This is a genomic window from Streptococcus sp. 1449, assembly GCF_013276805.1.
In the GTDB taxonomy this organism is placed as follows: Bacteria; Bacillota; Bacilli; order Lactobacillales; family Streptococcaceae; genus Streptococcus; species Streptococcus pseudopneumoniae.
This window is the reverse complement of the sequence record NZ_VMLS01000002.1, coordinates 13,939-38,895: the sequence shown is the minus strand read 5'-3', so window position 1 is coordinate 38,895 and position 24,957 is coordinate 13,939. Positions and strand designations below refer to the sequence as shown.

The following is a 24,957-nucleotide window of genomic DNA, read 5'->3' as shown; positions in this document are numbered from 1 at the left end:
CATATAGTAAAAGAGGATAAAGTTATGAAAGACAAAAGAATCTTAAAAGACTTTGAAACTTCTAAAATGAGTTTAAACATTTACACAAGCCCCTTGTTAGCTCTATTTTTCGTCTATATATCTGAGTTCATATCTTCTCTATTTTTTGGCCTTAGTTTTTTAGCATTGATCGGGCTATTTGGCAATCTTGGTATGGGTGGTCAAAGAATTGCAGATTTCCTTCAAATGTTATTTCAGAATTTATCTGATAAAACAAGTGACATCCATTTAATATTTGAATTATTGTCCTTTGGTTTTATCATCTTAACTGTGTTTAGATGGACTAGAAAAGTAGAGAAAAGACCGATTCGAACCTTGGGATTCTATAAAGAAAATTTTTTAAGTGCCTTATTTAAAGGATACGGTCTTGGTCTATCCCTCTTTATACTTGCTTTGGCTGGACTAGTAGTGTTGGGGCAGTATCAATTTGACTCCATTCACTTGGATACTTATTCGCTAGCTTTTACTTTATTTACAATACCTTTTTGGATTTTACAAGGAACGGCAGAAGAATTGGTTACTCGTGCTTGGCTGATTCCACAATTGGCTAAGAGAACTAATCTTAAAGTCGCTATTATCATATCTAGTAGTCTCTTTACCTTACTTCATTTAGGAAATCCAGGCATAACTTTCTTATCTGCAATTGATCTCTTTTTATTCGGAGTTGCCATGTCCCTATATCTTCTTAAAACAGATACTATATGGGGTATAGGTGGTATTCATGGAGCCTGGAATTTCGCACAGGGAAACCTCTTTGGAGTATTAGTTAGTGGTCAGTCTTCAGGAACATCAATCATGAAATTTACTCCACAAGGCAATCAAGACTGGCTATCTGGTGGGTCTTTTGGTATTGAGGGTTCCATCGTGTCCAGTATTATTTTGTTTCTGCTGATTCTTTATCTCGCTTATCAATTAAAGAAAGAAAATGAAAGGATGTGACTTCGGTCCGTCCTTTTCTTCGTGAAAATGCTACAAGTATGCTAAAATAGGAATAGCACATCGAGAGAGGATTCTTATGATTAACCGCATTACAGATAATCAATTTAAACTAGTATCAAAATATCAACCATCAGGAGATCAACCACAAGCTATCGAACAGTTGGTTGATAACATTGAGGGTGGAGAAAAAGCTCAGATTCTGATGGGGGCGACCGGAACAGGGAAGACCTATACCATGAGTCAGGTCATTTCCAAAGTCAATAAACCAACTCTGGTTATTGCCCACAATAAAACGCTAGCAGGCCAGCTCTATGGGGAGTTTAAGGAATTTTTCCCTGAAAATGCAGTTGAGTACTTTGTGTCTTACTATGATTATTACCAACCTGAGGCCTATGTCCCTTCTAGTGATACCTACATTGAGAAGGATAGTTCTGTCAATGACGAGATTGACAAGCTCCGCCACTCAGCGACTTCAGCCCTTTTGGAGCGTAATGATGTTATTGTCGTGGCCTCGGTCTCTTGTATCTATGGTCTGGGTTCGCCCAAGGAATACGCAGATAGTGTCGTTAGTCTCCGTCCAGGTCTTGAAATTTCTCGTGATAAACTCTTGAATGACTTGGTCGATATTCAGTTTGAACGTAATGATATTGATTTCCAACGGGGGAGATTTCGTGTTCGTGGGGATGTGGTGGAGATTTTCCCTGCTTCCCGTGATGAACACGCCTTTCGAGTAGAATTCTTTGGAGACGAGATTGATCGTATCCGCGAAGTGGAAGCTTTGACTGGTCAGGTATTGGGAGAAGTGGATCATTTGGCGATTTTCCCTGCGACTCACTTTGTGACCAATGATGATCACATGGAAGTTGCTATTGCCAAGATTCAAGCAGAATTAGAAGAGCAACTAGCTATCTTTGAAAAGGAAGGCAAATTGCTTGAAGCGCAACGCTTGAAACAGAGGACTGAGTATGATATCGAAATGCTCCGTGAGATGGGCTATACCAACGGGGTTGAAAACTACTCACGTCACATGGATGGACGGAGCGAAGGTGAGCCTCCTTATACGCTTCTTGACTTCTTCCCAGATGATTTCTTGATTATGATTGACGAGAGTCACATGACCATGGGGCAGATCAAGGGCATGTACAATGGGGACCGTTCGCGTAAGGAAATGCTGGTTAATTATGGTTTCCGTTTGCCATCAGCTTTGGACAATCGACCTCTCCGTCGTGAAGAGTTTGAAAGCCATGTGCATCAGATTGTTTACGTTTCAGCGACACCTGGTGACTATGAAAATGAACAGACCGAGACAGTGATTGAGCAAATCATTCGACCAACAGGTCTTTTGGATCCTGAGGTAGAAGTCCGTCCGACTATGGGACAGATTGATGATCTCTTAGGTGAAATCAATGCCCGTGTAGAAAAGAACGAACGAACCTTTATCACCACCTTGACCAAGAAAATGGCAGAGGACTTAACCGACTACTTCAAGGAAATGGGCATCAAGGTCAAGTACATGCACTCGGATATTAAGACCTTGGAACGGACAGAGATTATCCGTGACCTGCGCTTGGGTGTCTTTGATGTCTTGGTCGGAATTAACCTGCTCCGTGAAGGGATTGATGTTCCTGAAGTGAGCCTCGTAGCGATTCTCGATGCTGACAAGGAAGGCTTTCTTCGTAACGAACGTGGACTCATCCAGACCATTGGACGTGCTGCACGTAATAGCGAAGGTCATGTTATCATGTATGCGGACACGGTTACCCAGTCTATGCAACGTGCTATCGATGAAACTGCCCGCCGTCGCAAAATCCAGATGGCCTATAATGAAGAACATGGTATCGTTCCACAAACCATCAAGAAAGAAATCCGTGACTTGATTGCTGTGACCAAGGCAGTTGCTAAGGAAGAAGACAAGGAAGTCGATATCAATAGCCTCAACAAACAAGAGCGCAAAGAACTAGTCAAAAAGCTTGAGAAACAAATGCAAGAAGCAGTTGAAGTGCTTGACTTTGAACTAGCAGCTCAGATTCGTGATATGATGCTGGAAGTCAAGGCCTTGGATTAGGGGAATAGTATGATTTATTTAAGAAAGTTAAAGAAAGAAGATTTGATGTCTTTATGGGAAATGGCTTATTCACAGCTTAATCCAGTTTGGAAACAGTATGATGCTCCCTATTATGATGATTATCAGTATTTTTCAAATTTTAAAGAATTCGAACTACAAAAATCAGAATCCATTTTAAGCAACTCAAATCGCCTTGGTATTTTTGTTGATGATAAACTAGTTGGGACTGTTTCGCGTTATTGGGTATGTAAAGAAACAAGATGGATGGAATTGGGAATTGGTATTTATGATAAAAAATTCTGGAACACTGGTATTGGGAAAGTTGCTATGTTGCAGTGGATAGATAGGACGTTTCAGGATTACTTGGAGTTGGAGCATCTGGGTTTGACAACTTGGTCAGGAAATATTGGTATGATGAAACTTGCTGAAAAATTAATACTCTTCGAAAATCAAATTCAAACCACGTCAGCGTCGCCTTACCGTACTCAAGTACAGCTTGCGGCTAGCTTCCTAGTTTGCTCTTTGATTTTCATTGAGTATAAGAATGAAAAAAGAAGCTCATATTCCAAAAGTTCGTTATTATCAAGGTAAATATTTTGACAGTATTAAATATGGTATTTTGAGAGAAGACTGGGAGAAAATAAATGACGGTTATTATCAAATCAATGGAAACTCCTGAAGAGATAGAAGGTAAATCCTTCGTTCACTGGCAAACGTGGAGAGAGGCTTATGATGACCTTTTGCCTGCGGAATTTCAGGAGACAATGACATTAGAAAGATGTCGACTCTTTAGTCAAAAGTATCCAGAAAATACATTGATTGCGATGGATGGTGTGAAGATAGTTGGTTTTATAAGTTATGGCAACTGTCGTGATGAGACTATTCAAGCTGGTGAAATTATTGCTTTATATGTTTTAAAAGACTATTATGGAAAAGGAATCGCACAAAAGTTAGTGAAAGCAGCTTTGACTGATCTTAATCATTTTTCTGAAATTTTCTTATGGGTATTGAAAGATAACAAGCGCGCCATTGCTTTCTATCAAAAAATGGGTTTTACTTTTGATGGACAAGAAAAAATACTTGAACTTGGAAAGCCTATAAAGGAAAAACGGATGGTATTCTATTCTAAATAATTCTCAAAAGTAAAAGCTAATATGGTACCAAGTCTGAAAATTTAATAAATTAGAAAGCGAGTAAATTTATGTCCCGTTCCCAATTAACGATTTTAACAAACATTTGTCTGATTGAAGATCTCGAAACTCAGCGCGTGGTGATGCAGTATCGCTCTCCTGAAACCAATCGCTGGTCTGGTTATGCCTTTCCAGGAGGCCATGTAGAAAATGGCGAGTCTTTCGCGGAGTCTGTCATTCGTGAAATCTACGAAGAAACAGGATTGACTATCCAAAATCCTCAACTGGTCGGTATCAAGAACTGGCCACTAGATACAGGCGGGCGCTACATTGTCGTTTGTTATAAGGCAACTGAGTTCTCTGGTACCCTTCAATCTTCAGAAGAGGGAGAAGTTTCTTGGGTGCAAAAAGACCAGATTCCAAACTTGGATCTGGCCTATGATATGTTACCTTTGATGGAGATGATGGACGCTCCTGACAAGTCAGAGTTTTTCTACCGCCACCGTACAGAAGACGATTGGGAAAAGAAAATTTTCTAATCCTTTACTAAATAACCAAGCTGATCCAAGGCCTCCTCGATATAGTGGAGGTCTTGTTGTGTCTCGGCTTCAACTAGGTGATAATGAATACCATCTGTTAACTCAGAAATTGGCTTAAAGTCAGAACGTTCAACTTGTTCTAGAAAATGTTGCACGTCGCGGCGACAGGTCAGTTTTAGTAAGGTTTCAATCTCTCCATAAACAGGATGATCAATCAAGATATTTTGAACGCGACCACCATTATCTACGATAGCAAGTAATTCTCGTCCAATTTCTTCAACTTCATGCTTGACCTTAAATAATTTGTGATGATAAGTATTTGCATTAGCATCTTTATAGATATAACCACGATTGGTAGATAGAATTGGAGATCCATCAGCTCTTAAAATTGCAATATCTTGAACAATAACTTGTCGAGTGACATGAAAGTGCTCAGCTAATCTTTGGCCATTGAGGGCTTTAGGAGCTTCTTTCAAGAGTTGGAGCAGGGCTTGTTTGCGATCTTTTGTCATAGTTCTTCCTTTTAACGGCGTTTTCGAAGCACTTTATAGACAGCTAGTGCTAATGTATAGTCTACCATACTATGGATAATTGTACCAAATCCAACTAGTACAAATAGAACATAAAACATATTTTCTACATTGGTACCAGAAGTTGCGTAAAAAACGACACAGGCCAATACTTCAGCAAGGGCATGAACAACAGCCAAAACAAAGTTGAAAATCCAGGAAGATTTTGGTTTATCTAGGGTATCGGGGAATTTTTGTAGGTAAAGAGCCCCCAAAGTCCCAAAAAAGATATGGGAAAAAGCTCGAAATACGATAACCATGGGGTAGCCAGCCATCAAGAATCCAAAACTAGAGGCTAGGATGACAAAAACAGCCATTAAGGGCGACAAGAACATAGCGATAAAAATAGCGATGTGGCTTCCCAAAGTGTAAGAAGCAGGTGGAATGACGATCTTGAAAGGCATAACAATTGGAATCAAAATCGCAATAGCTGTTAAGAGGGCAGTCATTGTCATAAATTGTGTCTTTTTCCGTGTATTCATAAGAATCTCCTTTTTATTGTATATACACTAGTATAGTACAATAAAATAGACAATAAAGCAAGGATTTACTTAGGTTTATAGGTTGTTTTTAAGTTAATACTCTTCGAAAACCTCTTCAAACTACGTCAGCTTCCATCTGCAATCTCAAAACCGTGTTTTGAGCAACCTGCGGCTAGCTTCCTAGTTTACTTTTTGATTTTCATTGAGTATAAATATTGGTAAAGATTTCACTAAAAAGAAACTGTATAGAGCAAAATCTCCACCTTCAAGTATGAAAGTGGAGATTGTTTTTATTTCTTCAAGGTTTGTAGTCTTGGAACAATGGCTAGGGTTAGAACTGCGGAAATGATTAATTCGGCAATCGAATTTGTTGAGATAACAGTTGCTAGGAGTTTTTGGATATTACCATCAAAAACATTTCCAAAAAGATAGAAAATTCCACCAAGTACAAAGACTGTATTGGTTAGTGAACCAAGGGCTCCAGCTAAAATCAGACCAGTCTTGTTTTTCATCAGTTTATAGACTAAGTAAGGAGTTAAACCAATCAAAATACGTGGGACGATGGCAATGATAGCTGAGTAGATGTTTCCGTTTGGTACGAAGGGAGAGAAGAGGTAGCTTGTCGGTAGAATCGTAATCGTGTTAACCGTCAAGCTAAGTAATCCCATCAAAAATCCAAGTGTAACCCCAACTCGTGGACCATAAATAATGCTGGCAATAATGACAGGAATATGAACAATGGTCGGTTTGATTGGAAATGGAAAAAGGTTAAAGATAAGTGAGCTCAGAAAGTGTATCACGAGCATGGTAGCAAAAAAGATAGCAATGGGTGCAATATTAGAGCGTTTTTTCATCGATAGTTTCCTTTATTCTTTCTAAAATAATTGTGAGGTCAGCTAAAGCTCCTCGTCCGTGGTCTCCACAAGCTAGTAGGGATTCCTTAGGAGCAATCAGCTGATAGCCGTAGGTTTCTAATGTTTTCAGATTATTCTGAGTTACTGGATGGTCATACATTTTTGTATTCATAGCAGGAGCTATTAGTTTGGGAATATGACTTGGTAGGGCTAGAGCTGTACTGGTTACCATGTTGTCCGCAAATCCGTGAGCTAGTTTTGCAATAGTGTTAGCAGTTGCAGGTACCACGATAAATAAATCTGCTTTTTTTCCAAGTTCGATATGATTGACCTGATCAGGATAGGGTTCTTTCATGACATCCAAGTGGACAGGATTCTGTGAGAGTACCTGTAGTGTCAAAGGTTGGATAAACTCTGTAGCAGCCTGAGTCATTAAGACAGTGACTTGATGGCCTTGTTTTTTTAGAGAACTGACTAAATCTGCCGACTTATAAGAGGCGATTGAGCCCGTTACAGCCAAGAGAATGTTTGCCATAGCTTTCCTTTCTATGAATGATAGGCTTGAATTTTTTCAAGGAGGAGTTCTGCAATTTCTTCTTTAGTCTGGGCTGTTTGAAGCTGATCTTTTTCGACAAAGATAGCACGATGCTGGTTCGCTGAGATTTGAGTCAGGTCATTCGCGATGATTAAATCTGCTTGGTTCTTGATAAGACTTTTTCTAGCAATGTCAACCAGATGATCTTCGTTAACATCAACCAGCAGTTTGAAACCAATCAGATGAATAGCAGGATTCCATTCCTTGACTAGGGATATGATTTTGGGTGTCTTTTTAAGGAACAAAACCTGAACCTCATCAGTTGAAGAAATCTTAGCCTGATGATTCTGCTTGCTTAAAAATTCTTCCAGATTGGAGCTAGCCTGAACTTCCTCAAGCCCTGTCATATAAAAAGGAGTGTAGTCAGAAACAGCCATTGAGTGGATCAAGACCTGATAATCCTGAACACATTCTTGCATTTCCAGTAGAAGGTCCTTGGTATTGTTAATTTCTCGAATACTTAGGTTGGGATGGGATTCTGGCTTCAAAGCTCGTTTTGTCGTCATTAAACAAACTTCATGCCCTGCAGCTAGCAGGGTTTCTGTGATGATTTTGCCCAAGCGACCTGTAGAATGGTTAGTGATAGAGCGGACGCTATCGATAGCTTCACTGGTACCGCCCGATGTAACTAAAATTTTCATAGCACTATTGTACACAAAAATAAACGGTAAGTAAAATGAAAGTGATAAATTTTTGGTAGAAACGAATATTTACTATAGTTTCAAACTATAAAGCCATATAAAATTTAAGAAAGGGCTCTAAAAACCTTAAAAAAATGGATATTTACGAACGTTTAGAGAGTTTGAGGATGTTAAAAATCTTGTTTTGTGATATAATGAATTATCATATAAGAGGTTAGAGGAGTTTTGAATGAAAACAGATATTGAAATCGCACAGAGTATTGAGTTGAAGCCAATCGTTGATGTTGTAGAGAAACTTGGTATTTCTTACGATGATTTGGAGTTGTATGGAAAGTACAAGGCTAAGCTTAGCTTTGATAAAATTCGTGCAGTTGAGAGCAATCCAGTTGGGAAATTGATTTTGGTTACTGCCATCAATCCAACACCTGCAGGTGAAGGAAAATCAACTATTACCATTGGTCTTGCGGATGCCTTGAACAAGATTGGCAAGAAAACCATGATTGCTATCCGCGAACCGTCTCTTGGTCCAGTCATGGGGATCAAGGGGGGTGCTGCTGGCGGTGGTTATGCTCAAGTTCTACCAATGGAAGACATCAACCTTCACTTTACTGGAGACATGCATGCCATTACGACTGCCAACAATGCTCTTTCTGCCTTGATTGACAACCACTTACATCAAGGGAATGAGTTGGGAATTGACCAACGTCGTATCCTCTGGAAACGCGTTGTGGACTTGAATGATCGCGCCCTTCGTCATGTAACTGTTGGACTTGGTGGCCCTCTAAACGGTATTCCACGTGAGGATGGATTTGACATTACAGTTGCTTCCGAAATCATGGCAATTCTTTGCTTGGCAACGGACATCGAGGACTTGAAACGTCGTTTGTCCAATATTGTTATCGGTTATCGTTACGACCGTACACCAGTTTCTGTTGGCGATTTGAAGGTTGAGGGTGCCTTGGCTTTGATTTTGAAGGATGCGATTAAGCCGAACTTGGTTCAGACAATTTACGGAACACCTGCCTTTGTACACGGTGGTCCATTTGCCAATATCGCTCACGGATGTAACTCTGTCTTGGCAACTACAACAGCCCTTCACTTGGCTGATTACACAGTTACTGAAGCTGGTTTTGGTGCAGACCTTGGTGCCGAGAAATTCCTTGATATTAAGACACCAAACTTGCCAACATCTCCAGATGCAGTTGTCATTGTCGCAACCCTTCGTGCCCTTAAGATGAATGGTGGTGTGGCTAAAGATGCTCTTACAGAGGAAAATGTTGAGGCAGTTCGTGCCGGTTTTGCCAACTTGAAACGCCATGTTGAGAACATCCGTAAGTTCGGTATTCCAGCAGTTGTAGCAATCAATGAATTTGTCTCTGATACTGAAGCAGAAATCGCAGCCTTGAAAGAACTTTGTGCCTCAATCGATGTACCAGTTGAGTTGGCAAGTGTCTGGGCTGATGGTGCAGAAGGTGGAGTAGCTCTTGCTGAAGCGGTTGTCAAGACTATCGCTGAAAATCCAGCTAACTATAAACGTTTGTATGACAATGACCTTTCTGTTCAAGAAAAGATTGAAAAGATTGTTACTGAAATCTACCGTGGTAGCAAAGTAAACTTTGAGAAGAAAGCTCAAACACAAATTGCTCAAATCGTTCAAAACGGTTGGGACAAATTGCCAATCTGTATGGCAAAAACTCAATATAGTTTTTCAGATAATCCAAATGCACTTGGAGCACCTGAAAACTTTGAAATTACCATTCGCGAATTGGTGCCAAAATTAGGTGCAGGCTTCATCGTTGCCCTAACTGGCGATGTGATGACCATGCCAGGCCTACCAAAACGTCCAGCAGCTCTCAACATGGATGTTGAAAGCGATGGAACCGTTCTAGGCTTGTTCTAGTGGATTGAAATTGACTTTGAGAGACTGGGTAAAAACTCAATTTCAGGAGAAAATGAAGTAAATTTTCCCATAATAGAGCGCATAATATCAAGGTTTTTCAACACCGGATATTATGCGTTTTTTGAGTTTAAATATTTTTGCCCTACCTATTTCTTATTTGCTGCAAGCAGTTCATCAATAAAATTTAGTCCTCTTTCCCTTGGGAAGAGGCTTTTTATACTCAATGAAAATCAAAGAGCAAACTAGGAAACTAGCCGCAGGTTGCTCAAAGCACTGCTTTGAGGTTGCAGATAAGACTGACGAAGTCAGGAACCATACCTACGGCAAGGCGACGTTGACGTGGTTTGAAGAGATTTTCGAAGAGTATTAATACTAGGAAAAGGACAGTTAGAGTCTTCTGTGTTATACTAGAGATATGTTAGATTTGAAAGAATACGGTATTGTCATGTGGCCGGAGGAGAAGATTATTTCTTTCCGTGAGAAACTTCTCAGTTGGTATGATGAAAACAAAAGAGATTTACCGTGGCGTAGAAGTAAAAATCCTTATCATATCTGGGTCTCTGAAATTATGCTCCAGCAGACCAGGGTGGATACGGTTATTCCTTATTATGAACGATTCTTGGACTGGTTTCCAACAGTGGAAAGTTTGGCGAATGCACCTGAGGAGCGTTTACTGAAGGCTTGGGAAGGTTTGGGTTATTATTCTCGAGTTCGTAATATGCAGGCTGCAGCCCAGCAGATTATGGCTGACTTTGGGGGTCAATTTCCAAACACCTATGAAGGAATTTCTAGCTTGAAAGGGATTGGTCCTTACACAGCAGGAGCCATTTCCAGTATTGCTTTTAACTTGCCTGAGCCAGCTGTAGATGGTAATGTTATGCGGGTTTTGGCGCGTCTGTTTGAGGTCAACCATGATATTGGGATTCCAAGTAATCGCAAAATTTTTCAGGCAATGATGGAAATCTTGATTGATCCGGATCGTCCGGGTGATTTTAATCAAGCTTTGATGGACTTGGGGTCTGATATTGAGGCTCCTGTAAATCCCAGACCAGAAGAAAGCCCAGTTAAGGACTTTAGTGCGGCATATCAGAATGGAACCATGGACCGTTATCCAATTAAGGCTCCCAAGAAAAAGCCAGTTCCCATTTATCTAAAAGCACTAGTTGTAAAAAATACTCAGGGACAATTTTTACTTGAAAAAAATGAAAGTGAAAACTTGTTGGCAGGATTTTGGCATTTCCCACTGGTAGAAGTAGATGACTTTTCGGAAGAGGAGCAGTTTGACCTCTTTCATCAGGTTGCAGAAGAAAGTGTCAACTTTGGCCCCAGTCCAGAGGAGAGTTTCCAGCAGGACTATGATCTAGATGTTGATTGGTTTGATACTTATTTTGAGACTATCAAGCATGTCTTTAGCCATCGAAAGTGGCATGTACAGATTGTAGCAGGTCAGGTGAGTGACTTTCATGATTTTTCAGATAGAGAAGTTCGCTGGCTTTCACCAGAAGAGTTCAAGGATGTCCCACTTGCCAAACCCCAACAAAAAATCTGGCAGGCTTATGCAAAAGCCAACTTAGACAGTAGCAAAGACTAGCTATTGTGTCTTCTTGCTATTTTTTTGGTATAATAGTAGAGAAAAAGGTGAACATATGAAAAAAATATTAATTGTAGATGATGAAAAACCAATCTCAGATATTATCAAGTTTAATATGACCAAGGAAGGGTACGAGGTTGTAACTGCTTTTAATGGTCGTGAAGCGCTAGAGCAATTTGAAGCAGAGCAACCAGATATTATTATTTTGGATTTGATGCTTCCAGAAATTGATGGCTTAGAAGTTGCGAAGACTATTCGGAAGACTAGTAGTGTGCCTATTATCATGCTGTCAGCTAAGGATAGCGAATTTGATAAGGTTATCGGTTTAGAGCTTGGTGCAGATGACTATGTAACCAAACCCTTCTCCAATCGTGAGTTGCAGGCGCGTGTTAAAGCTCTTCTGCGTCGTTCTCAACCTATGCCAGTAGATGGGCAGGAAGCAGAAAGTAAACCTCAACCTATCCAAATTGGGGATTTAGAAATTGTTCCAGACGCCTACGTGGCTAAAAAATATGGAGAAGAACTAGACTTAACCCACCGTGAGTTTGAGCTTTTGTATCATTTGGCATCGCATGCAGGTCAAGTCATTACGCGCGAACACTTGCTTGAGACTGTCTGGGGTTATGACTATTTTGGTGATGTCCGTACGGTTGATGTGACTGTCCGACGTCTGCGTGAGAAGATTGAAGATACGCCCAGCCGACCAGAGTATATCTTGACGCGCCGTGGTGTAGGGTATTACATGAGAAATAATGCTTGATTTACTGAAACAAACCATTTTTACCAGAGATTTTATCTTTATTCTGATTTTGTTAGGTTTCATCCTTGTTGTGACCCTCTTATTACTGGAGAATAGACGTGATAATATTCGATTGAAGCAAGTCAATCAAAAGGTTAAAGATTTGATTGCAGGAGATTATTCCAAGGTTCTTGATATGCAAGGTGGGTCTGAAATCACCAATATTACCAATAATTTGAATGACTTGTCGGAGGTTATTCGTCTCACTCAGGAAAATCTAGAACAAGAAAGTAAGCGGCTAAATAGTATTCTGTTTTATATGACAGATGGGGTCCTTGCGACCAATCGTCGGGGGCAGATTATCATGATTAACGATACAGCCAAGAAGCAACTGGGGTTGGTTCAGGAAGATGTTCTGAATAGAAGCATTTTGGAAGTACTCAAGATAGAAGAAGACTATGAATTGCGTGATTTGATTACCCAAAGTCCAGAATTGTTGCTAGATTCCCAAGATATCAATGGCGAATATTTGAACCTTCGAGTTCGCTTTGCCTTGATACGTCGAGAGTCTGGCTTTATTTCAGGTTTGGTGGCTGTTTTGCATGATACGACGGAGCAGGAGAAGGAAGAACGCGAACGGAGACTCTTTGTTTCCAATGTTAGCCATGAGTTACGGACTCCTTTAACCAGCGTGAAATCCTATCTTGAAGCCTTGGATGAGGGGGCTTTGTGTGAAACTGTAGCACCAGACTTTATCAAGGTGTCTCTGGACGAAACCAACCGTATGATGCGCATGGTGACGGACCTCCTTCATCTTTCACGGATTGATAATGCCACCAGTCACTTGGATGTGGAACTGATTAACTTTACTGCTTTTATTACCTTTATCCTCAATCGTTTTGACAAGATGAAAGGACAGGAAAAGGAGAAAAAATATGAGTTGGTGAGAGATTATCCCATCAATTCTATCTGGATGGAAATTGATACAGATAAGATGACACAGGTTGTCGACAATATTTTAAATAATGCTATTAAGTATTCGCCAGATGGGGGTAAAATCACTGTCAGAATGAAGACAACTGAAGACCAGATGATTTTATCCATTTCTGACCAGGGTTTAGGGATTCCTAAGCAGGATTTACCACGTATCTTTGACCGTTTCTATCGTGTGGATCGTGCTAGAAGTCGTGCACAAGGTGGTACAGGTCTAGGACTGTCTATCGCTAAAGAAATTATCAAACAACATAAGGGCTTTATTTGGGCCAAGAGTGAATATGGCAAGGGTTCAACCTTTACCATTGTGCTCCCTTATGATAAGGATGCAGTGAAAGAAGAAGTATGGGAGGACGAAGTAGAAGACTAGAATGAGTGAAATAGGCTTTAAATACAGTATTTTAGCGTCGGGTTCCAGTGGAAATTCCTTTTATCTGGAAACCTCAAAAAAGAAGCTTTTAGTAGATGCAGGCTTATCTGGTAAGAAAATTACCAGCCTACTTGCTGAAATTAACCGCAAGCCAGAAGACCTGGATGCCATCTTGATTACCCATGAGCATTCAGACCATATCCATGGAGTAGGCGTTTTGGCTCGCAAGTATGGTATGGATCTTTATGCCAATGAAAAGACCTGGCAGGCTATGGAAAATAGCAAGTATCTCGGTAAGGTAGACTCGTCGCAAAAGCATATTTTTGAAATGGGTAAAACCAAAACCTTTGGAGATATCGACATCGAGAGTTTTGGTGTAAGCCATGATGCAGTCGCACCGCAGTTTTATCGCTTTATGAAGGATGACAAGAGTTTTGTCATGCTGACTGATACAGGTTATGTTAGCGATCGTATGGCGGGAATTGTCGAAAATGCGGACGGCTATCTTATTGAGTCCAATCATGATGTAGAGATTTTGCGAGCAGGTTCTTACGCTTGGCGACTCAAACAACGAATCCTATCTGACCTCGGTCACCTTTCTAACGAAGACGGTGCTGAAGCTATGATTCGTACCTTGGGAAACCGCACTAAGAAAATCTACCTTGGGCATTTATCTAAGGAGAACAATATCAAGGAACTGGCTCATATGACCATGGTCAATCAGCTGGCTCAAGCTGATCTGGGAGTCGGAGTGGACTTTAAGGTTTATGATACCTCACCAGATACCGCAACACCCTTGACGGACATATAGAAAGAACGCTGAGAAGGTGTTCTTTTTATATTGACTGAACACCTAAAAAGTAATACAATGGTGTTACCATTAAAAAAGGGAGTGCAAAAGATGACTACTATTACATTAAAAGTTTCTGAAGCTGATAAAACATTTATGAAAGCAATGGCTAAGTTTGAAGGAGTTTCTCTGTCGGAACTTATCCGCACCAAAACTCTTGAAGCTCTAGAAGACGAATACGACGCTCGTGTGGCAGATTTAGCCTATCAAGAGTATTTAGACGACTTGGAAAAAGGAGTTGAGCCTATTACTTGGGAAGAAATGATGCATGATTTAGGCTTGGAGGATGAATAATTTGTATAAATTAGTTCCGACAAGACGATTCATCAAGCAATTGAAAAAATTGGATCGTTATACGCAGAAGCTAATTACAAACTATTTACAATCCAATGTTTTGGAAGACCCAAGACGACACGGAAAGGCTTTGGTTGGTAATCGTGTTGGTCAATGGCGCTATAGAATTGGTAATTATCGAGTTATCGTACAAATTGTAGATGATGAATTAGTCGTTGCTATTCTAGAAGTTGGTCATCGGAGAGATATTTATTGAATTACTTTTTTCAAGTAAATTTTCATTCTTTTAAATATGATATAATAGGGCTTACAATACAAGAGAGGTTGCTTTATGGCAATAGATATTAGTGAAGAGCAGTTGGCTAAGGAGTCTGCTGATTTATTAAAAATACTTTTAAAAGATAGAACAACAAAGAAAAATATAGTTTGGGCGACGCATTCTTATAACTTGTTAGGAAAAGGCTTTAGTCCTAGTGATAGTATTAGTCCAAGTAAGGTTACTGGAAACTATGCTAACTTGATTCAGCCCAGATCTGAAAAATCCAAGTATGAGCAAAAAGATCGTACAAAAATAAGGGCAGAAGTGTTTACACCAACTTGGTTGGTCGCAAAGCAAAATGGATATGTAGAATCGGAACTAGGCTCGTTAAGTCTTGAAGAGTATGTTGACTTACGGTGGTTAGAGATAACTTGTGGTGAAGCACCTTATATGGTAACTCGCTATGATACAGTGACTGGTAAGGAAATTCCATTATCTGAACGAGTTGGTTTTGTTGATAGAAAATTGCAGCGCATTAGTCGTGAGGTCTCAGATGAAGTCACCTTTTATGAATTTGTAAAAAAAGCTTATCGAGCTTCTTATGGCTATGAGTATCAAGGAGATTCTCTCCTTTTGGCGCGTGAAAATCTTTTGGCAACTTTTGAGGACTATTATCTAGCTAAGACTGGAAATCAACCAACATTAGAGCAGAAGAAAGAGATTGCAACTATCATCTCTTACAATGTCTTTCAGATGGATGGACTGAAAAAAACCAGTCCTTATTCAGCTAAACAAAGGCAATCTCAACAATTGAGTTTGTTTGCGGATGAGCTAGAGGTCCAAGATGTAGAAGAATCTAAAACCCATATCAAAGACTGGAAAAAGAATAGAATGATAGGTTTTGAGCGCCTATCTAGCGAGGAAAGTGAAATGAAATTTGATGTCGTGATAGGAAATCCGCCGTATCAGGAAATAGGAGAAGCTAGAGATGAGCCGATATATCACTATTTTATTGATGAAGCTTATAAAATCGCAGATAAATCTATACTAATCACCCCAGCAAGGTTTTTATTTAAAGCTGGTCAAACTCCTAAAAATTGGATGGAAAAGATGCTTGAAGACAAGCATTTAAAAGTTCAATTCTATGAACTTAAAAGCGGTAAAGTATTTACAGGAACGGATATTAAGGGTGGAGTAGCAATAACTTATCGTGATGTTGATAAAGATTTGGGACCAATCGGAGTATTTACTATTTTTGAAACTTTGAATGGTATTGTAAAAAAAATCGAAAAACATCCAGAATTTGAAACTTTTTCTGATTTAGTTTATCCTCAAGGTATTTATAGATTTTCAAATAAACTTTTTTCTGATTATCCAAATGCTGAAAAGCTGCAAGGAAAAGGAACAAAAAATAAAATTGTTTCGAAATCACTAACTCAGTTAGATTTTGTTTTCAAAAACAACGAAGAAAAAGACCATGTTGCTCTACTTGGAAGAATTGGCTCCGAACGTGTTTATCGATATATTAATAAAAAATATTTAGATTTACCGGAAACATTCGAAAATTATAATGTTTTTGTACCAGAAGCTAATGGAAGTGGTGCCTTAGGTGAAGTCTTATCAACACCCCTAATCGGGGAACCCCTAATCGGGCATACAGATACTTTTTTATCTATTGGTAATTTTAAAACAAAATTTGAAGCCGATGCTTGTATTAAATTTATTAAAACTAAATTCGCTAGAGTATTATTAGGTGTTTTGAAAGTTACTCAGCATAATTCACGCAAAACTTGGTATTACGTCCCCCTCCAAGACTTTACGGTCAATTCGGACATTGATTGGACACAATCAGTGGCTGATATTGACCGCCAGCTTGATCAAAAATATGACCTTTCCCCTGAAGAAATTGCCTTTATTGAGAATCATGTAAGGGAGATGGATTAGAAAAGTATTTTTATTTGACAAATAGTGCTCAATGATCTAAAATGACTATATAGGATTAGGTCAGGAAGCATACGATGCCCTGACCCTTTTTGTACTTATGAGATGAGAAAGTCATTTGTTAGATAAATTGACTTGGTTAGCAAACGTTCAAAAAAGGAAAACTTATGCCAGTAGAAATTAAAATCACTAAAGAGATTCATCCTAAAATCTATGCCTACACCACACCGACAGTAACCAGTAATGAAGGCTGGATTAAGATTGGGTATACAGAACGTGATGTCACACAACGTATCAAGGAGCAAACGCATACAGCTCATATAGATACAGACATATTATGGACTGGTGATGCAGCTTATACAGAAGAGCCTGATAAGGGGAAAACTTTCAAGGATCATGATTTCCACCATTTCTTGTCTTTCCATGATGTAGAACGTCGTCCTAAGACGGAATGGTTCTATTTTAATGGAACTCCTGAAAAATCTAAAAATCTATTCGATAAATTTGTTCAGCATGATTTGTCTGGTTATCAACCTGGAAAAGGACAGGACTATACTCTGCGACAAGAGCAAGAAGAAGCAGTTGCTAAGACATTAGCTTATTTCCAAGAACATGCTGGAGGCAAATTTCTCTGGAATGCCAAACCACGATTTGGTAAAACCTTGTCTACCTATGACCTAGCTCGTCGAATGGAAGCTGTTAATGTCCTAATTGTAACAAACCGCCCTGCCATTGCTAACTCATGGTATGATGATTTTGAAACATTCATAGCAGGCCAGACGACTTACAAGTTTGTTTCTGAATCAGATAGCCTTAAGAGTCGTCCAACTTTGTCACGTAAAGAATTTGTTGGTATTTTAGATGACGATGTAAGACAACTTGCTTTTATCAGTCTCCAAGACTTGAAAGGTTCTGTTTATTTAGGTGGAGAGCACGATAAACTCAAATGGGTGACTGATCTGCATTGGGATTTGTTGGTTATTGACGAGGCTCATGAAGGAGTTGATACCTTCAAGACTGACCAAGCCTTTAATAAGATTCGACGGAATTTTACTCTGCATTTGTCAGGTACACCATTTAAAGCATTGGCAAAGGGAGAGTTTACCGAGGAGCAAATCTATAACTGGTCTTATGCTGATGAGCAGGCAGCCAAAACTATTTGGTCGCCTGAGCAAGAAGAGGAAAATCCATATGAAACCTTACCTCAGTTAAATCTCTTTACCTATCAAATGTCTCAGATGATTGGTGAAGAGCTAGAGAAAGGCGCTCAACTTGATGGTGAAAATATTGACTATGCTTTTGACTTGAGTGAATTTTTCGCTACAGATGATAAAGGGAAATTTATCCATGAACAAGATGTCAGAAATTGGTTAGATACTCTGTCAAGCAATGAAAAATATCCATTTTCAACCAAAGAACTTCGGAACGAACTCAAGCATACTTTTTGGCTGTTAGAACGTGTAGCCTCAGCTAAAGCTTTAAAAGCACTACTAGAAGAACATCCCATCTATGAAAATTATGAGATTGTGTTAGCTGCTGGCGACGGGCGTATGTCCGAGGATGACGATAAAGTCAAACTCAAATCCTTGGACTTGGTTAGAAAAGCGATAGCAGAGAATGACAAAACCATTACCCTCTCCGTTGGTCAGTTGACGACAGGGGTCACTATCCCTGAATGGACAGGTGTATTGATGTTATCAAATTTGAAATCACCTGCTCTTTATATGCAGGCTGCATTTCGTGCTCAGAACCCATATTCATGGACCGATAACAAAGGAAATCACTTTCGCAAAGAAAGAGCCTATGTATTTGACTTTGCGCCGGAAAGAACCTTGATTCTCTTTGATGAGTTTGCCAACAACTTATCGCTTGCGACTGCAGGAGGCGGCGGGACTTCGACAACTCGTGAAGAAAACATCAGAGAATTACTCAATTTCTTCCCTGTCATAGCTGAAGACCGTGCTGGTAAGATGGTTGAAATTGATGCCAAGGCGGTTCTAACCATTCCTCGCCAGATAAAAGCTAGAGAAGTTCTTAAACGTGGCTTTATGTCCAATCTATTATTTGATAATATCAGCGGTATTTTCCAAGCTAGTCAAACAGTTCTAGACATTTTAAATGAGCTGCCAGTTGAAAAGGAAGGGAAGGTACAAGATAGTTCTGATTTATTAGACTTTTCAGATGTTACAGTCGATGATGAGGGAAATGCAGTAGTAGACCATGAAATTGTAGTTAATCAGCAAATGCGACTTTTTGGTGAAAAAGTTTATGCGCTGGGTGAGTCAGTTACAGAAGTGATGGCCCAGAATGAGGAAAAATCTCATAGGAAGTTGGCTTCTGAGTTGAGTCAAACAGTTTCTCCAGTGATTGTAGAAGATTTAAAAGCTGAATACAACTTTAAAACTCGGGAAACAGACCAAATCAAGAAACAAATTACAGCAATATTTGAGAATGAAATTCGAAAAAATGATATCGAAAGAAAAATTTCTGAAGCTCATATCAAGCAAGAATTGCAGCAACAAATCAAGGAAGCGGTTGATAAGGAGCAAAAGGATAAGATTCAAGAAGATTTTGATAAACGTTTAGAAGAAAATAATCTCATTCACAAAGAAAAACTAGAGCAAACACTCAAAAAAGAAGTGGAAAAAATGCCTGAGAAGTTTATCGAACAGGTTGAGATAAAACGTGTTGAACAGTTAAAACAATCAGCTCAAGATGAGATTCGTGACCATCTTCGAGGATTTGCACGAACAATTCCAAGTTTCATCATGGCCTATGGCAATCAATCTCTAACACTTGATAATTTTGATACCTTTGTTCCTGAGCATGTTTTCTTTGAAGTGACTGCTATTACGATTGACCAATTTCGTTATTTGAGAGATGGTGGACAAGATTTTGCAGGACATCTCTTTGATCGAGCAACATTTGACGAAGCTATCCAAGAATTTCTTCGTAAGAAAGAGGAGTTGGCGGATTATTTTAAAGATCAAAAAGAAGATATTTTTGACTATATTCCACCACAGAAAACCAATCAGATTTTCACTCCTAAACGTGTGGTAAAAAGAATGGTGGATGATTTGGAAAAGGAAAATCCAGGGATATTTGACGATCCATCTAAGACATTTATTGATTTGTACATGAAGTCAGGCCTCTATATTGCAGAATTGGTTAAGCGACTATATAATAGCAATGGTTTAAAAGATGCATTTCCAAATCCTGAAGAACGCTTAAAACATATCTTAGAAAACCAAGTTTATGGATTTGCTCCGTCTGAGATTATCTATAACATTTCCACTAATTTTATATTTGGCAATCTTTCTAAAGATATCAGTAGGAAGAATTTTGTTTTAGCAGATACCATTCCAGCGGCTAAAGAAGGGCGCATTCAAAAGTTGGTTGATTCCTATTTTGAAAATAATTAAAAAGAAGGCTGAGTCAAAATTCTTTGAAATCAGAAAAAACGCATAAGATAAGGTATTGACAATCCTTGGTATTATGCGTTTTATTGTGGGAAGATGTATAATGGATTGAAATAAGATATGAACAAATCAATTAGGAATTTAAAGCATTTTATAACAACGTTTTAGAGTGATAGGGTACTATTTCATATAATACAGGAAAAAAACAACTCCCTGATGATTCAAGGAGTTGTCTATAGTTAAATTAATTTTTAGAAGCTTCTTAGAATTCTGGATTTTTCCATGCTTCGTCAATAATAGCTTGCAATTCTTTAGCAGATGCTTGCATTTTTTGAGTTTCTGCATCGTTCAATGGAATGTTTACTGGACGAACGATACCGTGTGCTCCAACGATAGCTGGTTGACCGATAAAGACGTTCTCAATTCCGTATTGACCTTCTTGGAATACGGAAAGTGGAAGTACTGCGTTTTCATCGTCAAGGATTGCTTTAGTGATACGAGCGAGGGCTACAGCGATACCGTAGTATGTAGCACCTTTCTTGTTAATGATTGAGTATGCAGCGTCGCGAACAGAAATGAAGAGTTCTACAAGGTCAGCTTCATTCAAGTCACGGTTAGCTTGCAACCATTGTTCCAATTTTACACCGGCAACGTTAGCATGTGACCAAACGGCAAACTCAGAGTCACCGTGTTCACCCATGATATAGGCGTGAACTGAACGAGCGTCAACACCGATTTTTTCAGCAAGGGCTTGACGGAAACGAGCTGAGTCAAGTGAAGTACCTGAACCGATAACGCGTTCTTTAGGGAAACCAGAGAATTTCCAAGTTGAGTAAGTCAAAACGTCAACTGGGTTAGCAGCAACAAGGAAGATACCTTTGAAACCTGATTCAACAACTTGAGTTACGATTGATTTGTTGATAGCAAGGTTTTTACCTACAAGGTCAAGACGAGTTTCACCTGGTTTTTGAGGCGCACCTGCAGTGATCACAACAAGGTCAGCGTCTGCACAGTCAGAGTATTGAGCTGCATAGATTTTTTTAGGTGAAGTGAAGGCAAGGGCGTGACTAAGGTCAAGCGCATCACCAACAGCTTTTTCATGCAATTGTGGAATTTCGATAATTCCAAGCTCTTGTGCAATTCCTTGGTTAACAAGTGCAAAAGCGTAAGATGAACCTACAGCACCATCACCGACAAGGATAACTTTTTTGTGTTGTTTAGTTGAAGTCATTGTTCTAAACATCTCCTTAATTTTATTAGGGGATTTTCCCTAGACAACTTCATTCTATCACTTTTAAAAAACTTTGTCACGAATATGCCGTATAGTTCTCTATGTAAACGTTTTAGTGGTTTAGAGGCTGAAATAGATGGGAATTTATGGTATAATGTTGTTACTTACTAATTGTGAAATGAGGCATTTATTAATGCAGGATAAAAATTTAGTGAATGTCAATCTGACAAAGGAGATGAAGGCAAGCTTTATCGACTACGCCATGAGTGTTATCGTAGCGCGAGCTCTTCCTGATGTTCGAGATGGCTTAAAACCTGTTCACCGTCGCATTCTCTACGGAATGAATGAATTGGGTGTTACTCCAGACAAACCCCATAAAAAATCTGCTCGTATTACAGGGGATGTCATGGGTAAATACCACCCACACGGGGATTCCTCTATCTATGAAGCCATGGTCCGTATGGCTCAATGGTGGAGCTACCGTTACATGCTTGTAGATGGTCATGGGAATTTTGGTTCCATGGATGGAGATAGTGCTGCCGCTCAACGTTATACCGAGGCACGTATGAGCAAGATTGCTCTGGAAATGCTTCGTGATATCAACAAAAATACAGTTGATTTCGTTGATAACTATGATGCCAACGAACGGGAACCCTTGGTCTTGCCAGCGCGTTTTCCAAACCTTTTGGTTAATGGAGCAACTGGTATTGCTGTTGGGATGGCAACCAATATTCCACCTCATAATCTAGGTGAAACCATTGATGCAGTGAAGTTGGTCATGGATAATCCTGAAGTGACTACCAAGGAATTGATGGAAGTCTTGCCTGGTCCAGATTTTCCAACAGGTGCCCTTGTCATGGGGAAATCAGGTATCCACAAGGCTTATGAAACAGGTAAAGGTTCGATTGTCCTACGTTCTCGTACCGAAATCGAAGAAACTAAGACTGGCCGTGAGCGCATTGTTGTAACAGAATTTCCTTATATGGTCAACAAAACCAAGGTGCATGAGCATATTGTTCGCTTGGTTCAGGAAAAACGTATTGAGGGGATTACAGCAGTACGTGATGAGTCAAACCGTGAAGGGGTTCGATTTGTTATTGAAGTCAAGCGTGATGCCTCAGCCAATGTTATCCTTAATAATCTCTTCAAGATGACCCAGATGCAAACCAACTTTGGTTTCAATATGTTAGCGATTCAAAATGGTGTACCGAAGATTTTATCTCTTCGTCAGATTTTGGATGCTTATATCGAGCACCAAAAAGAAGTGGTTGTTCGTCGTACACGTTTTGATAAGGAAAAAGCGGAAGCGCGCGCTCATATCTTAGAAGGTCTCTTGATTGCGCTAGACCATATCGACGAAGTGATTCGTATCATCCGTGCTAGTGAAACGGATGCGGAAGCTCAAGCTGAGTTGATGAGCAAGTTTAAGCTTTCTGAACGTCAAAGTCAAGCTATCCTTGATATGCGTCTTCGTCGTTTGACAGGTTTGGAACGAGATAAGATTCAGTCTGAGTATGATGACCTCTTGGCTCTGATTGCGGATTTAGCGGATATTCTTGCTAAGCCAGAACGTGTTTCTCAAATTATCAAAGACGAATTAGATGAAGTTAAACGTAAATTTTCCGATAAACGCCGTACAGAGTTGATGGTTGGTGAAGTCTTGAGTCTTGAAGATGAAGATTTGATTGAAGAATCGGATGTCTTGATTACCCTTTCTAACAAAGGATACATTAAACGTCTGGACCAAGCTGAATTTACTGCTCAAAAACGTGGAGGTCGTGGTGTCCAAGGAACAGGAGTGAAAGATGATGACTTTGTTCGTGAGTTAGTGTCAACTAGCACCCATGATCATCTGCTCTTCTTCACAAATAAAGGACGAGTTTATCGTTTGAAAGGTTATGAAATTCCTGAGTATGGTCGGACTGCCAAAGGGCTACCAGTAGTCAATCTCTTGAAATTGGATGAAGACGAAAATATTCAGACGGTTATCAATGTTGGGTCTGATCGCAGTGATGATGCTTATCTCTTCTTTACAACCCGTCACGGTATTGTGAAGAGAACCAGTGTTAAGGAATTTGCCAATATTCGTCAAAATGGTCTCAAAGCGCTGAATCTAAAGGATGAAGATGAGTTAATCAATGTCTTGTTGGCGGAAGGAGATATGGATATTATCATTGGTACCAAGTTTGGTTATGCAGTTCGCTTTAATCAATCAGCCGTTCGTGGTATGAGTCGTATCGCCACTGGTGTGAAAGGTGTTAACCTTCGTGAAGGAGACACAGTTGTTGGTGCCAGCTTGATTACTGATCAAGATGAGGTTCTTATTATCACAGAAAAAGGATATGGTAAGCGTACAGTCGCTACTGAATACCCAACAAAAGGTCGTAGTGGTAAGGGAATGCAGACAGCTAAAATTACCGAAAAAAATGGCTTGCTGGCCGGTCTTATGACTGTTCAAGGGGATGAGGATTTGATGATTATCACTGATACAGGTGTCATGATTCGAACCAATCTTGCCAATATTTCGCAAACAGGACGTGCAACTATGGGAGTTAAAGTAATGCGCCTGGATCAAGATGCTCAGATAGTGACCTTCACAACGGTTGCAGCGGCAGAAAAAGAAGAAGTTGGGACAGAAAATGAAACAGAAGGTGAAGCATAATGTCTCAAAAAAATAATAAAAAGAAAAACAAGCGAAAAAATCTGCTGACAAATATCCTAGCAGGATTTCTGATAGTACTGTCACTGGCTTTGATTTTTAATGCGCAAATTCGAAATATTTTCATAGTCTGGAATACCAATAAGTATCAAGTTAGCCAGGTATCAAAAGAAAAATTAGAAGAAAATCAGGATACAGAAGGCAATTTTGACTTTGATTCTGTCAAAGCTATCTCTTCGGAAGCTGTTCTAACTTCTCAATGGGATGCTCAAAAATTACCAGTTATTGGGGGAATTGCAATTCCTGAATTGGAAATGAATTTGCCGATTTTTAAAGGACTTGATAATGTTAATCTCTTCTACGGAGCTGGTACAATGAAACGCGAGCAAGTAATGGGGGAAGGAAATTATAGTCTAGCTAGTCACCATATCTTTGGTGTTGATAATGCTAATAAAATGTTATTTTCTCCTTTAGATAATGCTAAAAATGGCATGAAGATTTATCTAACCGATAAAAATAAAGTTTATACTTATGAAATACGTGAAGTCAAACGTGTGACACCGGATCGTGTTGATGAGGTTGATGATAGAGAAGGGGTCAATGAAATCACATTAGTAACCTGTGAAGACCTTGCTGCTACAGAACGTATTATTGTCAAAGGTGATTTGAAAGAAACAAAAGATTATTCACAAACATCTGATGAAATCCTAACAGCTTTCAATCAACCATATAAACAATTTTATTAATACAAATCAGTGAAATTCAGAATTTCACTGATTTTTTTAAGATTTTCATAAAAATATAGTAAAATGAAATAAGAATAGGACGAATCGATCAGGACAGTCAAATCGATTTCTA

General features: G+C 39.4%; 22 protein-coding genes and 2 pseudogenes. 18 read left to right on the top strand and 6 right to left on the bottom strand.

The features are described 5' to 3' along the window. Positions 1 to 24 precede the first annotated feature (24 nt). The 6 genes and pseudogenes from HT687_RS00335 (at position 25) to HT687_RS00310 (ending at position 4,712) form a co-directional block, all read left to right on the top strand. On the top strand, positions 25 to 978 hold the full coding sequence (locus HT687_RS00335; protein ID WP_023936212.1) for a CPBP family intramembrane glutamic endopeptidase: 954 nt from the start codon (positions 25 to 27) through the stop codon (positions 976 to 978). A 76-nt stretch (positions 979 to 1,054) separates the two neighbouring features. Then, a complete protein-coding gene (gene uvrB / locus HT687_RS00330; protein WP_023933623.1) occupies positions 1,055 to 3,043 on the top strand; it encodes an excinuclease ABC subunit UvrB in 1,989 nt (662 codons plus the stop codon). A 9-nt stretch (positions 3,044 to 3,052) separates the two neighbouring features. Further along, positions 3,053 to 3,478 (top strand): annotated as a pseudogene (locus HT687_RS00325) (GNAT family protein); the annotation flags it as partial. Positions 3,479 to 3,581: 103 nt separating this feature from the next. Beyond that, positions 3,582 to 3,722, top strand: a pseudogene (locus tag HT687_RS00320) (N-acetyltransferase); the annotation flags it as partial. After that, positions 3,688 to 4,176, top strand: coding sequence for a GNAT family N-acetyltransferase (locus tag HT687_RS00315; RefSeq protein ID WP_000216002.1), 489 nt, complete (start codon positions 3,688 to 3,690; stop codon positions 4,174 to 4,176). The pseudogene HT687_RS00320 and the gene HT687_RS00315, both read left to right, overlap by 35 nt. A gap of 68 nt (positions 4,177 to 4,244) precedes the next feature. Beyond that, complete coding sequence (locus HT687_RS00310) at positions 4,245 to 4,712, top strand: 8-oxo-dGTP diphosphatase (protein ID WP_000091551.1); 468 nt, start codon at positions 4,245 to 4,247, stop codon at positions 4,710 to 4,712. Here HT687_RS00310 and HT687_RS00305 read toward each other — a convergent pair. The 5 genes from HT687_RS00305 to coaB all read right to left on the bottom strand — a co-directional run bounded on the left by HT687_RS00305 (position 4,709) and on the right by coaB (position 7,853). Beyond that, on the bottom strand, positions 4,709 to 5,224 hold the full coding sequence (locus HT687_RS00305; RefSeq protein ID WP_000159169.1) for a transcription repressor NadR: 516 nt from the start codon (positions 5,222 to 5,224) through the stop codon (positions 4,709 to 4,711). The two genes, HT687_RS00310 and HT687_RS00305, sit on opposite strands and share 4 nt — an antisense overlap. An 11-nt stretch (positions 5,225 to 5,235) precedes the next feature. Next, positions 5,236 to 5,763 carry an ECF transporter S component gene (locus HT687_RS00300; protein WP_001097400.1) on the bottom strand — a complete coding sequence of 176 codons (528 nt, stop codon included), beginning with the start codon at positions 5,761 to 5,763 and terminating at the stop codon, positions 5,236 to 5,238. 290 nt (positions 5,764 to 6,053) lie between these two features. Then, the gene (locus HT687_RS00295) at positions 6,054 to 6,617 is read right to left on the bottom strand and encodes an ECF transporter S component (protein WP_023933626.1); all 564 of its coding nucleotides are present in this window, start codon (positions 6,615 to 6,617) and stop codon (positions 6,054 to 6,056) included. Beyond that, positions 6,601 to 7,152 (bottom strand): phosphopantothenoylcysteine decarboxylase, encoded by a 552-nt coding sequence (gene coaC, locus HT687_RS00290; RefSeq protein ID WP_001284128.1) that lies wholly within the window; start codon positions 7,150 to 7,152, stop codon positions 6,601 to 6,603. The genes HT687_RS00295 and coaC overlap by 17 nt, the downstream gene beginning before the upstream one ends. Before the next feature lie 11 nt (positions 7,153 to 7,163). Further along, the gene (gene coaB, locus HT687_RS00285; protein ID WP_023936209.1) at positions 7,164 to 7,853 is read right to left on the bottom strand and encodes a phosphopantothenate--cysteine ligase; all 690 of its coding nucleotides are present in this window, start codon (positions 7,851 to 7,853) and stop codon (positions 7,164 to 7,166) included. Positions 7,854 to 8,082: 229 nt separating this feature from the next. Between coaB and HT687_RS00280 the strand changes: the two genes are divergently transcribed. The 10 genes from HT687_RS00280 (at position 8,083) to HT687_RS00235 (ending at position 20,212) form a co-directional block, all read left to right on the top strand. Further along, positions 8,083 to 9,753 (top strand): formate--tetrahydrofolate ligase, encoded by a 1,671-nt coding sequence (locus HT687_RS00280; RefSeq protein ID WP_023933628.1) that lies wholly within the window; start codon positions 8,083 to 8,085, stop codon positions 9,751 to 9,753. Between the two features lie 223 nt (positions 9,754 to 9,976). Further along, on the top strand, positions 9,977 to 10,123 hold the full coding sequence (locus tag HT687_RS11660; RefSeq protein ID WP_023933630.1) for a hypothetical protein: 147 nt from the start codon (positions 9,977 to 9,979) through the stop codon (positions 10,121 to 10,123). A 45-nt stretch (positions 10,124 to 10,168) separates the two neighbouring features. After that, the gene (gene mutY, locus HT687_RS00270; protein WP_172924034.1) at positions 10,169 to 11,344 is read left to right on the top strand and encodes an A/G-specific adenine glycosylase; all 1,176 of its coding nucleotides are present in this window, start codon (positions 10,169 to 10,171) and stop codon (positions 11,342 to 11,344) included. A 55-nt stretch (positions 11,345 to 11,399) separates the two neighbouring features. After that, positions 11,400 to 12,104 (top strand): response regulator YycF, encoded by a 705-nt coding sequence (gene yycF, locus HT687_RS00265; protein WP_000722069.1) that lies wholly within the window; start codon positions 11,400 to 11,402, stop codon positions 12,102 to 12,104. After that, complete coding sequence (gene vicK, locus HT687_RS00260) at positions 12,097 to 13,446, top strand: cell wall metabolism sensor histidine kinase VicK (RefSeq protein ID WP_000886221.1); 1,350 nt, start codon at positions 12,097 to 12,099, stop codon at positions 13,444 to 13,446. Before yycF ends, vicK begins: the two co-directional genes overlap by 8 nt. Before the next feature lies 1 nt (position 13,447). Continuing rightward, on the top strand, positions 13,448 to 14,257 hold the full coding sequence (locus tag HT687_RS00255; protein ID WP_001289495.1) for an MBL fold metallo-hydrolase: 810 nt from the start codon (positions 13,448 to 13,450) through the stop codon (positions 14,255 to 14,257). 90 nt (positions 14,258 to 14,347) lie between these two features. Then, positions 14,348 to 14,590, top strand: a complete 243-nt coding sequence (locus HT687_RS00250; protein ID WP_007284772.1) for a DUF6290 family protein — start codon at positions 14,348 to 14,350, stop codon at positions 14,588 to 14,590. 1 nt (position 14,591) lies between these two features. After that, the gene (locus tag HT687_RS00245) at positions 14,592 to 14,846 is read left to right on the top strand and encodes a type II toxin-antitoxin system RelE/ParE family toxin (RefSeq protein WP_171043470.1); all 255 of its coding nucleotides are present in this window, start codon (positions 14,592 to 14,594) and stop codon (positions 14,844 to 14,846) included. Positions 14,847 to 14,921: 75 nt separating this feature from the next. Further along, the gene (locus HT687_RS00240) at positions 14,922 to 16,793 is read left to right on the top strand and encodes an Eco57I restriction-modification methylase domain-containing protein (protein WP_054388244.1); all 1,872 of its coding nucleotides are present in this window, start codon (positions 14,922 to 14,924) and stop codon (positions 16,791 to 16,793) included. Positions 16,794 to 16,957: 164 nt separating this feature from the next. Then, positions 16,958 to 20,212, top strand: a complete 3,255-nt coding sequence (locus HT687_RS00235; RefSeq protein WP_172924033.1) for a DEAD/DEAH box helicase family protein — start codon at positions 16,958 to 16,960, stop codon at positions 20,210 to 20,212. Positions 20,213 to 20,471: 259 nt separating this feature from the next. Here HT687_RS00235 and HT687_RS00230 read toward each other — a convergent pair whose 3' ends face one another. Continuing rightward, positions 20,472 to 21,440, bottom strand: coding sequence for an L-lactate dehydrogenase (locus HT687_RS00230; protein WP_000204723.1), 969 nt, complete (start codon positions 21,438 to 21,440; stop codon positions 20,472 to 20,474). A 193-nt stretch (positions 21,441 to 21,633) separates the two neighbouring features. Here HT687_RS00230 and gyrA point away from each other — a divergent pair, with 193 nt between their 5' ends. Next, complete coding sequence (gene gyrA / locus HT687_RS00225; RefSeq protein ID WP_023936198.1) at positions 21,634 to 24,102, top strand: DNA gyrase subunit A; 2,469 nt, start codon at positions 21,634 to 21,636, stop codon at positions 24,100 to 24,102. Then, positions 24,102 to 24,845 (top strand): sortase SrtA, encoded by a 744-nt coding sequence (gene srtA, locus HT687_RS00220; protein ID WP_023936196.1) that lies wholly within the window; start codon positions 24,102 to 24,104, stop codon positions 24,843 to 24,845. Before gyrA ends, srtA begins: the two co-directional genes overlap by 1 nt. The last annotated feature ends 112 nt before the right edge of the window (positions 24,846 to 24,957 follow it).

Coding starts and splice junctions, on each gene's coding strand:
- coaB (WP_023936209.1), bottom strand. CDS start 7,853: ATGAAAATTTTAGTTACATCGGGCGGTACCAGTGAAGCTATCGATAGC.
- HT687_RS00315 (WP_000216002.1), top strand. CDS start 3,688: ATGACGGTTATTATCAAATCAATGGAAACTCCTGAAGAGATAGAAGGT.
- gyrA (WP_023936198.1), top strand. CDS start 21,634: ATGCAGGATAAAAATTTAGTGAATGTCAATCTGACAAAGGAGATGAAG.
- vicK (WP_000886221.1), top strand. CDS start 12,097: ATGCTTGATTTACTGAAACAAACCATTTTTACCAGAGATTTTATCTTT.
- uvrB (WP_023933623.1), top strand. CDS start 1,055: ATGATTAACCGCATTACAGATAATCAATTTAAACTAGTATCAAAATAT.
- HT687_RS00310 (WP_000091551.1), top strand. CDS start 4,245: ATGTCCCGTTCCCAATTAACGATTTTAACAAACATTTGTCTGATTGAA.
- mutY (WP_172924034.1), top strand. CDS start 10,169: ATGTTAGATTTGAAAGAATACGGTATTGTCATGTGGCCGGAGGAGAAG.
- HT687_RS00280 (WP_023933628.1), top strand. CDS start 8,083: ATGAAAACAGATATTGAAATCGCACAGAGTATTGAGTTGAAGCCAATC.
- coaC (WP_001284128.1), bottom strand. CDS start 7,152: ATGGCAAACATTCTCTTGGCTGTAACGGGCTCAATCGCCTCTTATAAG.
- HT687_RS00305 (WP_000159169.1), bottom strand. CDS start 5,224: ATGACAAAAGATCGCAAACAAGCCCTGCTCCAACTCTTGAAAGAAGCT.
- HT687_RS00230 (WP_000204723.1), bottom strand. CDS start 21,440: ATGACTTCAACTAAACAACACAAAAAAGTTATCCTTGTCGGTGATGGT.
- HT687_RS00240 (WP_054388244.1), top strand. CDS start 14,922: ATGGCAATAGATATTAGTGAAGAGCAGTTGGCTAAGGAGTCTGCTGAT.
- HT687_RS00335 (WP_023936212.1), top strand. CDS start 25: ATGAAAGACAAAAGAATCTTAAAAGACTTTGAAACTTCTAAAATGAGT.
- HT687_RS00235 (WP_172924033.1), top strand. CDS start 16,958: ATGCCAGTAGAAATTAAAATCACTAAAGAGATTCATCCTAAAATCTAT.
- HT687_RS00250 (WP_007284772.1), top strand. CDS start 14,348: ATGACTACTATTACATTAAAAGTTTCTGAAGCTGATAAAACATTTATG.
- HT687_RS11660 (WP_023933630.1), top strand. CDS start 9,977: ATGAAAATCAAAGAGCAAACTAGGAAACTAGCCGCAGGTTGCTCAAAG.
- yycF (WP_000722069.1), top strand. CDS start 11,400: ATGAAAAAAATATTAATTGTAGATGATGAAAAACCAATCTCAGATATT.
- HT687_RS00300 (WP_001097400.1), bottom strand. CDS start 5,763: ATGAATACACGGAAAAAGACACAATTTATGACAATGACTGCCCTCTTA.
- HT687_RS00295 (WP_023933626.1), bottom strand. CDS start 6,617: ATGAAAAAACGCTCTAATATTGCACCCATTGCTATCTTTTTTGCTACC.
- HT687_RS00255 (WP_001289495.1), top strand. CDS start 13,448: ATGAGTGAAATAGGCTTTAAATACAGTATTTTAGCGTCGGGTTCCAGT.
- srtA (WP_023936196.1), top strand. CDS start 24,102: ATGTCTCAAAAAAATAATAAAAAGAAAAACAAGCGAAAAAATCTGCTG.